Annotated in this window: 12 protein-coding genes; 5 read left to right on the top strand and 7 right to left on the bottom strand. The window is 59.3% G+C overall.

Annotated elements, in window-relative coordinates:
• Positions 1 to 154 precede the first annotated feature (154 nt).
• Positions 155 to 445 carry a GIY-YIG nuclease family protein gene (locus VL202_RS25090; protein ID WP_325466779.1) on the bottom strand — a complete coding sequence of 97 codons (291 nt, stop codon included), beginning with the start codon at positions 443 to 445 and terminating at the stop codon, positions 155 to 157.
• 324 nt (positions 446 to 769) lie between these two features.
• Between VL202_RS25090 and VL202_RS25085 the strand changes: the two genes are divergently transcribed.
• Positions 770 to 1969, top strand: coding sequence for an MFS transporter (locus VL202_RS25085; protein ID WP_325466778.1), 1200 nt, complete (start codon positions 770 to 772; stop codon positions 1967 to 1969).
• Positions 1970 to 2076: 107 nt separating this feature from the next.
• On the opposite strand, the gene VL202_RS25080 is transcribed toward VL202_RS25085, so the two are convergent.
• The 6 genes from VL202_RS25080 to trxB form a co-directional block, all read right to left on the bottom strand.
• On the bottom strand, positions 2077 to 3006 hold the full coding sequence (locus tag VL202_RS25080; RefSeq protein WP_325466777.1) for a lytic transglycosylase domain-containing protein: 930 nt from the start codon (positions 3004 to 3006) through the stop codon (positions 2077 to 2079).
• A 77-nt stretch (positions 3007 to 3083) separates the two neighbouring features.
• Entirely contained in the window at positions 3084 to 3593 is a 510-nt protein-coding gene (locus VL202_RS25075; RefSeq protein ID WP_325466776.1) for a GNAT family N-acetyltransferase, read from the bottom strand.
• Between the two features lie 156 nt (positions 3594 to 3749).
• A complete protein-coding gene (locus VL202_RS25070; RefSeq protein WP_325466775.1) occupies positions 3750 to 4874 on the bottom strand; it encodes an alkene reductase in 1125 nt (374 codons plus the stop codon).
• Between the two features lie 61 nt (positions 4875 to 4935).
• Positions 4936 to 5229 (bottom strand): metalloregulator ArsR/SmtB family transcription factor, encoded by a 294-nt coding sequence (locus VL202_RS25065; RefSeq protein ID WP_325466774.1) that lies wholly within the window; start codon positions 5227 to 5229, stop codon positions 4936 to 4938.
• 644 nt (positions 5230 to 5873) lie between these two features.
• Positions 5874 to 6770, bottom strand: a complete 897-nt coding sequence (locus tag VL202_RS25060; RefSeq protein ID WP_325466773.1) for a LysR family transcriptional regulator VtlR — start codon at positions 6768 to 6770, stop codon at positions 5874 to 5876.
• A 114-nt stretch (positions 6771 to 6884) separates the two neighbouring features.
• Positions 6885 to 7859 carry a thioredoxin-disulfide reductase gene (gene trxB / locus VL202_RS25055; RefSeq protein ID WP_325466772.1) on the bottom strand — a complete coding sequence of 325 codons (975 nt, stop codon included), beginning with the start codon at positions 7857 to 7859 and terminating at the stop codon, positions 6885 to 6887.
• A 344-nt stretch (positions 7860 to 8203) separates the two neighbouring features.
• Between trxB and VL202_RS25050 the strand changes: the two genes are divergently transcribed.
• The 4 genes from VL202_RS25050 to VL202_RS25035 form a co-directional block, all read left to right on the top strand.
• Positions 8204 to 8941, top strand: a complete 738-nt coding sequence (locus VL202_RS25050) for a hypothetical protein (protein WP_325466771.1) — start codon at positions 8204 to 8206, stop codon at positions 8939 to 8941.
• A gap of 12 nt (positions 8942 to 8953) precedes the next feature.
• Positions 8954 to 9775, top strand: coding sequence for a polysaccharide pyruvyl transferase family protein (locus VL202_RS25045; protein ID WP_325466770.1), 822 nt, complete (start codon positions 8954 to 8956; stop codon positions 9773 to 9775).
• A gap of 139 nt (positions 9776 to 9914) precedes the next feature.
• Positions 9915 to 10385, top strand: coding sequence for an Lrp/AsnC family transcriptional regulator (locus tag VL202_RS25040; protein ID WP_325466769.1), 471 nt, complete (start codon positions 9915 to 9917; stop codon positions 10383 to 10385).
• Positions 10386 to 10459: 74 nt separating this feature from the next.
• The coding region (locus VL202_RS25035; protein WP_325466768.1) for a glycosyltransferase family 2 protein at positions 10460 to 11157 on the top strand (698 nt) is incomplete at its 3' end.

The following is an 11157-nucleotide window of genomic DNA, read 5'->3' as shown; positions in this document are numbered from 1 at the left end:
CTCATTACCGCCTTGTGGCGGTAATCCAGCAGCGCCGCGTCTGCGGTGCCAGGACTCTTTTCACGCGACGGACGTCGCGGGGCTGGATTACCGGCACAAGGCCGGTAATGAGGGAGGATGAGGTCCGCGCATACAGCCCATGGGAACCAAGTGCTCACAGCCCATGCAGATAATGGGAAATATCCGCCCAGTCCGGATTCATCTGTTCGATCAGGTTGAGCTTCCATTTGCGAGGATATTTCTTGATGCTCTTTTCCCGCTGGATCGCGTCGATCAAAAGATCGTATTCTTCGAACCAGACAAGCGTCTTCACGCCGTATCGCGATGTAAATCCGGGAGTAAGTTCGTTCTGGTGCTCGTAAAGCCGGCCCGGCAGATCACGCGTGACGCCGGTGTAGATCGTTCCGTTGCGCTCAGACGCGAGAATGTAGACGTACCCTTTCATGTATGCAGGATGACTCAACCAAGCGGGTTTTCCAAGGCGCATCCCCGCCCTCCCTCATTACCGCCCTTGTGGCGGTAATCCAGTGGCACCGCGTCTGCGGTGCCAGGGACTCTTTCACGCGACAGACGTCGCGTGGCTGGATTACCGGGACAAGCCCGGTAATGAGGGGATGAGACCTCGCGAACATGTCCGTTATCTCTTCCTTTTTGTGGTCGTACCGCGTAGCGACTTTTAGCCCTTCGGCCCCCAATCGCGATCGCAAACACGCATCGCGGGTTCCGTCCTGACGTGTTTCCCGCTAAACGACGGCCAGAGGAGAATGTCATGACCATCGCGCCGCATCACCGAATCTACACCTGTTTCTTCCTGTTCGCCATTTCGCTGGGCGCGCTTCTGGCACGCATGCCTGACCTGCAGATGGCGCTCGGGGTGAACAAGTCGGAGCTGGGCCTGACGCTCATCGGCATGGCGATTGGCGCGCTGATTTCGCTGACCCTGTCCTCGCCGCTGATCGCGTATCTTGGCGCCCGCACCACCGCTTTCATCACTGTTCTCGGCACGGCAACGGCCTTTGCGATCGTGCCCTGGATGGGGGCGGCGCCAGCCGTGTTCTGCGTGCTGTTTTGCGCCGGCCTGCTGGCGGGCGCGCTGGAGATCAATCTCAATGTCGAGATTGACCGCCTCGAGGCGCAACTCGGGCGCGGCATCATGAATCGCGCCCACGGTTTCTGGAGCCTCGGCTTCTTCGTTACGGCGCTGATCGCTTCGGTCGTGCGCCAGGCGGATATTTCCATGCATCTGCATCTCGGCGTGACGCTGGTCCTGGTCGTCATCGTCGGCGCCGCGGCGATCTCGGGCATCCGGCCGGCGCCGGCGCGTGCGCTGGTCGAGGAAGCGAAGGCACCGATATTCGCGCTGCCGACCCTCGGGCTGCTGCCGCTCTGCATCATCGGTATCGCTGCATTCCTGGTGGAAGGTGCGGGCATCGACTGGTCGGCGATCTACATGCGCGACGTCTTCGCCGTCGAACCGTTCATTGGGGGGCTCGGGCTCACCTTCTTTACCTTCTTCATGGCGATGGCCCGGCTGTTCGTCGATCCCATCGTCGATCGGTTCGGCGCCCGCGCGGTCTCCTCCGCGCTGCTGGTGCTGTCCGCCATCGGCCTGACGGCCGTCTGGCTCGCGCCGCATCCCTATGTCGCCCTGGTCGGTTTTGCATTGATGGGGGCCGGCTGCAGCGCGGTCTATCCGCTCGCCGTCTCGGCCGCCGCCCAGCGCACAGACCGGTCGGCGCAAGTGAATGTCGCGGCGCTGGGGCAGGTGACGTTCGTCGTCTTTTTTCTCGCCCCGCCGCTGCTCGGCTTCGTCGCCGAACATTTCGGTATCCGCATCTCCTACATGATCTGCCTGCCGCTCATCCTCTATTCCCTGTTTTCGGTGAAGGCGCTGGCGCCGAAGCGCGGCAGCGCGCCGACGGGTGGCGCTACCGCATCCGTGCACAGGGTTGATCATCTAGCCATGTAGGCGAGCAGGCCCTCGATCAGCGCACTAAAGGCGCCGCGCGCCGCGAGCTTGACTGGCAGGTGCGCTGCCAAAGCCCGCCGGGATCGACCGGGGGCTTCTGGCGCGGCTCAGTTTTTGAAGACGATGCAGGCGCCGCCGCTCTTGCGCACCTCGACGCAGACTGCATCGGCCTCCGCCCGCGTCTGGCGGGCGATGCGGGCGGTATAGCGCAGCCGGCTGCCGAAGGACCGGTTCCGCTCGCGCTGGATCAGCGGTTTTTCCGCGTTGAGAGGGGCGGGCATCCGCGCGACGACATTCAGGAAGAGCCGTTCGGCCACCGGTTTCTGGAAATGCGCGGCAAGCTGCGCGCCCCAGGGCGCCCAGGGGCCTTCCTCGGCAAAGACGATCTCCTTCAGGTTCCGCGTCTCTGCCAGCGCCGTGCAGGCTTCGTGAAACGGCTTTGTCTCATCCAGCGGCAAGGCCAGTTTGTCCGGCGGATCGTCCTTCCAGTCCTCGACCGGATGCGCGGTGATCGCGATCACGTAGGAACGCGTCTCCAAAGGCAGGTTGCCGTTGCGCAGGAAGCCCTCAAGCCCCGATTCGCCGGCATTGTAGGCCGCTGCCGCAAGGCCGAGATTGCCGAACCGGTCGCGCAGCGCAGCCAGATATTCGGCCGATTTGTCGAGCGCCTGCAGCGGGTCGAAACTGTTGGCAAGCCCGCGCATCCGTGCGGTGGCGGGCATGAACTGCGCAATGCCTTCCGCGCCCTTGTAACTCACGGCACCCGGCCGAAACAGGCTCTCCTTCCAGATGAGCCGTGCGAAAAAGTCGCTCGGGAGGGCGTTGCTGGTGGCAAAATATTCAAGAGCCGTGCAGATATCACCGCTATAGCTCTGCGCGCGAATGCACAGGCCGCCCTTCTCCGGTGATGTCGAAAACAGGCAGGGCGGCGCCTGCCATTCCGGCTGTGCTTGCGCCGGAGCAGTGACATCCAGAATGGCCGCGACCGACAGGATCAGCGCGGTCGCCGCGCCCGGAATGGTCTTTCCATGTTTCATGGGATCACAACCGTCGACGCCCTCGCGCCCCGGCTTCTGATAGCATTATTCCCGGAAGGGGGAAACGCCCGGCCGTGTTACGTCGGATCGGAGCCGGGCAAGGTGATCTGCATGAAGGTCAGGTCCAGCCAGCGCCCGAACTTGGTGCCGACTTCCTTCATCTGCCCGGTGATCTCGAAGCCAAGCGTTTCATGCAGGCGGATGGAGGCCGCGTTGTTGGCCTCTATGCCGGCCACCATCACATGCTTGCCGCAGGCTGTGGCCCGCTCGATCAGCGCCTGCATCAAGAGCTTGCCGATCCCGCCACCGCGCTGGTTCTTCTCGACATAGACCGAATGCTCGACCGTATGCCGGTAGCCGTCGAAGGCGCGCCAGTCGCCGAAGGACGCATAGCCGGCGATCACACCGTCACCGGTCACCGCGACGATGACGGGATAGCCAGACCGCCTACGATCGGCGAACCATTTGGTGCGGTTTTCGAGATCGACCTGCGTGTCGTTCCAGATCGCCGTCGTGTTCAGCACGGCATCATTATAGATATCGCGGATGGCGGGCAGGTCGTTTTCTTCAGCGTCGCGCAGATGCATCGGTCTCTCCAGCAAATCGCCGAAGCTCTATGGCTGATGGCCATCGATGTACAGTGGCAATACGAGATTGGGGGATTGCGTGTTGCCGGATTCTGCCGCCAAAACAAAACCACCCGCCCTGGTGAGAGCGGGTGGATACGTCATTTGTGAAATCGCTCAGGCGACCTTCTGCTCAAGGGCCGGATAATCCGTATAGCCCTTCGCGCCGCCGCCGTAGAAGGTGGACTGGTCGGGCGTGTTGAGCGGGGCATTGTCCTTCAGGCGCTGCACCAGGTCCGGATTGGCGATGAAGGGCTTGCCGAAGGCCACGAGGTCGGTCTTGCCATCCGCGACGGACTGGATGGCCAGTTCGCGGTCGTAGCCGTTGTTGGTCATCCAGGCTGCTTTGCCGCCGGCCTTTCCATAGGCCAGGAAAAGTGCCTTGTAGTCGAACGGCTTGTCGCCCTGCTGGAAGTCGCGCGGACCACCAGTGGCGCCTTCGATGATGTGGATATAGGCGAGCTTGTACTTCGCCAGGCCTTCGACGACGTGCGTGAACAGTGCTTGCGCATCCGGATCGGACGAGTCGTTGGCGGGCGTGACCGGCGAAATGCGGATGCCGGCGCGGCCTTCGCCGATTTCCCTGGTGATGACGTCGACGACCTCAAACAGGAAACGGGCGCGGTTTTCGATCGAGCCGCCATAGTCGTCGGTGCGCACGTTGGAGCCCGACCGCAGGAACTGATCGATCAAGTAGCCGTTGGCGGCATGGATTTCGACGCCGTCGAAGCCGGCATCGATCGCGGCGCGGGCGGCCTTGCGGTAATCCTCGAGAATGCCTGGAATTTCAGCCCGTTCGAGCGCCCGCGGCTCCGAAGTCTCGGCGAAGGTACCGGTTCCGTCTTCGTTGATCAGGTAGGTCTTCGACTTCGCCTGGATGGCCGAGGCCGAAACCGGCTTGCCGCCATTCGGCTGTAGCGAGGTGTGCGAGATTCGGCCAACATGCCACATCTGGACGACGATCTTGCCGCCGGCCTTGTGCACGGCGCCGGTCACCTGCTTCCAGCCATCGAGTGCTTCTTTGGTGTAGAGGCCGGGAACGTCGGCATAGCCCTGGCCCTGATGGGTGATGGCGGTCGCTTCGGTGATCAGCAGGCCGGCAGAGGCGCGCTGCTCATAATAGGTGACGTTGAGATTGTTCGGCACGGCGCCCGGGGAACGGTTGCGGGTCAGCGGCGCCATGACGATACGGTTGGCAAGGTCGATATCGCCGATCTTGATCGGGTCGAAGAGGGAAGTCATGGGAAGTCCTTTTCGTTGCGTGTTCTGGGTCATGCTTGGGAGGTGAAAAGCGGCGGGGCCGTCAGAGCGTGTTGCCGATGTCCTTCAGGAACGCCTGGATCGTTTCCTCGTTCCGCTTGTAGAAGATCCACTGGCCGACACGTTTGGTGGTGACGAGATCGGCGCGCTGCAGCGTCGACAGATGCGCCGATACGGTCGATTGCGACAGGCCGCAGCGCTCGAACTGGCTGGCGCAGACGCCCATGTCGAGCGGATGGTGCTGCTCGGAGAAATGCACCTCCGGCTCCTTCATCCAGCCGAGCATCTCGACCCGCTTGGGGTGCGCCAACGCCTTGAGAATTTCGTCCTTGTCCATTACGGTCAACTCTGTATCGTTAAATCCCGATATTACGATATATAAATCGAGAATATTCGATATTCAAGTCACGAGACCGTGAAGCGATTTTGGCGGTGCAGGAGTTCGGGCAAAAAAAGAGGGCCACCGGAGAACCGGGCCCTTTTTAGGTGTGAAGGTCAAAGCCTCCAGAGGGGAACAGCTGCTGCGGTGGCACTGGGAGGAGAAGAACCACCATGCGCATCAGCTGTAATTGATATGGGGTGGCATGTGCCGGTTTCAATGACATCCGTCACAAAAAGTTTGCAACTTTAGCGATGTGCTTGAATTCAGGGCAAAAAAAGAGGGCCACAAGAAAAACTTGGGCCCTTTATAGTTATGAAGGTAATTAAACCTCCAGAGGGGAACAGCTGCTGCGGTGGCACTGGGAGGAAAAAAGCCACCAAGATGCATCAGCTGCAGTCGATATGATGGTTTTTTGGGCGCGCCGCAATCACTTAATGTGCATGACAGCCATGTGTCCGACGCACCCCTGCGTAAATTTCAGGCGATTTCAATTCCTTGTCGTCCCCGGGAATCCGCGGTTCCGGGAAAAAATCAGTGAAAACAGCAGTTTGTCTAGGTGAAATATAGAGAACGTTTTTTGTGCAGGTGCGAAGGCGGGCCTAGAAGTTCCAGTTGCGAGCCTTGGCGACGATGAAATCGCGGAAGACTTTCAGCTTGGCGGCGTTCTTCATCTCGTCCGGATAGCAGAAATAGGTGTCGAACGAGGGAATGTCGGCACCGATCGGAAGTTGAATGAGGCCGGGATCGCGACCGACGATGTAGTCGGGCATCATGGCGATGCCGATGCCGAGCAGGCAGGCTCGCTTAATCGAAGTCTGGCTGTTGATCTGCAGGTGAGAGGAACGCGGATTGTCGGAATCGCGGCCGGCGATTTCCAGCCAGTTGACGTCGAGCAGGTAGTTTGGCGCCGGTTCGCCGAAGGTGATGATCCGATGGTTGTCGAGGTCCTCGATCGACTGCGGCTCGCCATGCTTGTTGATGTAGGAGGGAGCCGCATAGACATGCATGTGCACGGTGAAGAGCTTGCGCTGGATCAGGTCCGATTGCTGCGGCTGGCGCAGGCGGATGGCGCAGTCGGCATGGCGCATGTTGACGTCCAGTTCCTCGTTGTCGAGGATCAGCTGCACCTGCATTTCCGGGTAAAGCGTCAGGAATTCCTGGACCTTGTCGGTCAGCCAGCCCTGGCCGAGGCCGACGGTGGTGGTGATGCGCAGCTTGCCGGACGGCTTGTCGGTGTTCTCGGTCAGCTGCACCCGCACGCTTTCGAGCTTCATCAGCACTTCGTGGGCGGTCTTGTAGAGGATTTCGCCCTGTTCGGTGAGGATGAGGCCGCGGGCATGGCGATGGAACAGCTTGATGCCGACATCCTGCTCAAGCGAACTCACCTGGCGGCTGATGGCCGACTGAGAGAGATGCAGCTTGTCGGCCGCATGGGTGAACGATCCTGCTTCCGCCGCCGCATGAAAAATGCGCAGTTTATCCCAGTCTAGCGGCATGCCGTCCCCCATAAATGCTCGTGGCGGAAAACGGCCTCGTTGTTTCCCGCCCTAGCGCTGATTGTCTGTTCCCATTCGGGAGCGGCCTTTGACCGCCCCCATCGTTTACGGCTTCTATTCGGCCGCAATTGCGACGGGCATGTGGCCCGCCAGATATTTTTCGGCTTCCAGCGCCGCCATGCAGCCCATGCCGGCAGCCGTGATCGCCTGACGGTAGATGTCGTCGGTCACGTCGCCTGCCGCGTAAACGCCTGCGACATCCGTGGCGGTTGAATCGGGGGCCGTCCAGAGGTAGCCGTTGGCTTTGAGCCGCAACTTGTCCTTGAAAAGATCGACCGCCGGCGCATGGCCGATGGCCACGAAGACGCCGTCGATCGGCATGTCGCGGGTCGCGCCGGTCTTGGTGTTGCGCAGCTTGACGCCGCTGACCGAGGCCGGCATCGGCGGCTTGGCCTGCGTGCCGGTATATTCGGTAACCTCGTGGTCCCAGATGATCTCGACGTTCTCCTTGGCGAACAGGCGTTCCTGCAGAATCTTCTCGGCACGGAAATGATCGCGGCGGTGCACGACCGTCACCGTCTTGGCGAGGTTCGACAGGTAGAGCGCTTCCTCGACCGCCGAATTGCCGCCGCCGACCACGATGACGTGCTTGTTGCGATAGAAGAACCCGTCGCAGGTGGCGCAGGCCGAAACGCCGAAGCCCATGAAGGTCGGCTCACTCTCGATGCCCAGCCATTTCGCCTTGGCGCCGGTGGCGATGATCAGCACGTCGGCCGTCCAGTCGGTACCGCTGTCGGTCTTGAGCTTGAAGGGGCGAACGGACAGGTCGACATCGGTCACGAGATCGTTGACGATCTCGGCGCCGACATGGCTCGCCTGCTTGAGCATCTGCTCCATCATCCACGGACCCTGGACCGGATCGGCATAGCCTGGATAGTTTTCGACATCGGTGGTGATCATCAGCTGGCCGCCTTGTTCCATGCCCGCGATCAGCACCGGATTGAGCATGGCGCGCGCCGAATAGATGGCCGCCGTGTAACCGGCCGGGCCGGAACCGATGATGAGAACTTTCGTGTGTCGGGCAGTCATGGAAAAATCCTTATCGGAGGCCTTTTGAGCCGGAAGTCACCGCTGGCGCTTTGGCGCGCAAAATTTACCTGTAGTTTAGGAATTTATTGGGGTGTGTTTCAAGGGTACCGGAGTAGATACACACAACGGAACACCAAGCATTGCGTATGGAGAGGTCATTTCCGTAAACTTGCGCAGGTCCCTTGGAATTGTGAATGAGAAAACAGTCATTGCAATTTTCCTTGTTATTGCTGCGATGGTGTAGGATATCGCAGCAATACGGGGACCAACTGAAGCGGACCTCTCGCGTTCGGATTTGAAGCGTTGGGGGCCAGTGGTAGTTTAAGTGGCTGAACAGGATAGAAATGCCAGCAGAACGCGTTGACATCTGCCTTGTCTCGACGAGACGGCCTGATTTGTTGCGGCCCACATTGGAAAGTTTTCAGCAACGGCTGTTCAAGAATTTTGCCATCGGAAAATTCTACGCCAATGTAGACCCCGTCTTCGGTGATTCCGAAGATCATCGGATAGTGCTGGAGTTGATCAGGCAGTATTTCCCCGATGCCAACATTCATGAACCCGAAACACCAGGCTTCTGCGAGGCTGTGAGGCGGAACTGGGCTGCGACGAGTGCCGACTACGTGCTTCATCTGGAGGACGACTGGCGCCTGAACATAGATATTGATCGAGATGCGCTCGCCGATTTCGCCGATGCACGTGTGATGCAGGTTGCATTTCATTCGAAGGAAAAGAACTGGGACACCAAGCGCCGGGGGAAGATACATTACCGGCGCAAGTATCTGAAAGTTCTCGGTTTTCGGATGCCGGTAAAATATAAAGTCCCGGGGTTTACGACCTCTCCAAGCTTGCTTCGCGGCGATTTTGCGCGACATACCGCCGGGTTGCTGGACACGCGACTTGATCCGGAGAAGCAATTTTACAATGGGCTCAACCAAAAGCTTGAGGCTTACGTGGCGCCATTTTTGTCAACATTGCTCTCGGATGATAGTCAATTTGTCGTAACGGATTTGGGCCGTGATTGGCGTGACCGGCGTGGCATTCAAAAGTCGATAGAAAACGGGGCCTCCGTTTGGACTTCGTAAGGGCGGAAAAGCATGCGTCAAGTAAAGGTTTTCTCGGCTGCGGTCGGAAAGAAATTCGGGGATACAGTCGAAAATTTCGGTGATAATCTTATGGCCGATCTTTTGCGTGGCCTGTTCTCCGTCGAACCCGTCTACGTCAAGGCAGCCCAGGCTGAACTGATCGGTGTCGGAAGTATTCTTGATGCCTATTATCGCCGTTTCGGTCGCCGAAAGTTCCGCCTGTTGCGCCAGCGCCCGTGGCGCAAACTGCACGTCTGGGGCTCAGGCTTTCTCGATTCTGCAACGCCGCCGCTCTGGCCGCAAAGGCTTGAATATCATGCCGTTCGCGGCGAGCTTACGAAAGCGAGAATTGGAGGCGGTGATGAGGTCGCGCTGGGAGATCCCGCAATCCTTTTGCCGCGCATCTGGCCGAAGAAGGGTCCACCGACAGCGCGGGTAGCAATCATTCCTCACTTCGTAACATATCGGAATTTCATCGAGCAGTACGGTTCCGTGCTGCCGCCACACTGGAGGATCATTGATCTTCTCGGCGATCCCAAGGCGATAACCGCAGAAATTTCCAGTGCCGAATTCATCATTTCAAGCAGTCTGCATGGCCTCATCGTTGCAGACGCCTACGATATTCCTTCGGTATGGATGGAGCCAACCGGAAAGATCAAGGGAGACGGCTATAAATTTGCCGATTACTTCAGCTTCCGGGGGGCAACAATTCCCGGTCCGTTGGGTTTCGACGAAATATTGGCGGACTTCGATTCCGTCGCAAGTCGATGCGAACCGTCAGCGCCGTCGACACAACAGCTGGATCAACTGATCCGCGCCTTCCCTTTCAAGTGAACTCGAAACGCCAGGGCTTGAAGAGTGCGGAAAGGCGGGGATAGGTGCTTTCTTGCAGCTCCTAAATCCGCTAACGAGATCAGCCAGTGTCGCGTTGGCTTTTGCAGGCCAATTGAGACGGCCGAACCATGGGGACGAGATGCCAATCCGATTGGAACTTGATACAATCGATATGAAGATCCTGCGGGAACTTCAGAACGACGGCCGTATGACGAATGTCGAACTTGCAGAGCGCGTCGGCATCTCGGCGCCGCCCTGTCTCCGTCGTGTGCGCAAGCTTGAAGAGGCCGGAATTATCCGCGGTTACCGAGCCCTCCTCAACGCTCCGGCGCTCGGCTATGATCTCGTTGCCTTCTGCATGGTCGGCCTGAAGCATCAGTCTGACGCCAATCTCAAGGCATTTGCCAAGCAGACGACCAATTGGCCGCTGGTGCGCGAAGCTTGGATGGTGTCGGGGGAATCCGATTTTCTTTTGCAATGTGTTGCTGAAAACCTTGCGGGCTTTCAGGATTTCGTTATTGAGGAGCTTACGGCCACTGAAAACGTGGATACGGTGCGAACCATGTTGACCATTCGGCAGGTCAAGGATGTCAGCCTTATAGAAATTTGACGGTCTCCGTGCTGAACTCTTGCACACCGTCGCAGGATGTCCTGTTTGCCTCCGCAGCCCGAAGAGCACCTTCCATGCCAGCCAAACTCCCGCTTTCCGCCTTCATCATCTGCCAGAACGAGGAAGCCTATCTCGGCAATTGCATCGAGAGCCTGGGATGCTGCGCCGAGATCGTCATCGTCGATTCCGGTTCGACCGACGGCACGGCGGCTTTGGTGCAGTCCTATATCGACAAGGGCTGGCCGATCCGTTTCATGTTCGAAAAATGGCGCGGTTATGCCGGTCAGAAGCAGTTCGCGCTGGAACAATGCACTGAAGCCTGGTGCCTGAACATCGATTCCGACGAGCGGCTGGACCAGACATTACAAGCGCTGCTGCCGACGCTGCTTGCCGCTCCCGCCGACACGGTCGGCTGGCGCATCGCGCGCCGACCCTATCTGATCGGTTACGGTTATACGCCGGAGAAGGTCCGCGAGCGCAAGAACCTGCGGCTGATCCGCAAGGGCAGGGGCACCTATGACCTGACCCAGAAGGTGCATGAGGGCATCGTGCCAGACGGTAAGGTCGAACCGGCCGCCACCGGCAGCCTGCTGCATTACCGGCCGCTCATCATCGACGAGCAGATCCTCAAGGAAAACAAGTATTCGACCCTGAAGGCCGACCAGCACTTCGCCGCCGGCAAACCGCCGCGCCCCTGGAAGATGCTGGTCAGCCCGTGGCTCTATTTTTTCCGGCTGTATTTCCGCAATGGCCTCTGGCGCTGCGGTTTTCC

The organism is Pararhizobium sp. (assembly GCF_035497515.1).
Lineage (GTDB): Bacteria > Pseudomonadota > Alphaproteobacteria > Rhizobiales > Rhizobiaceae > Pararhizobium.
Note: the sequence above shows the minus strand (reverse complement) of the source record. Positions and strands in the feature narration are given on the sequence as shown.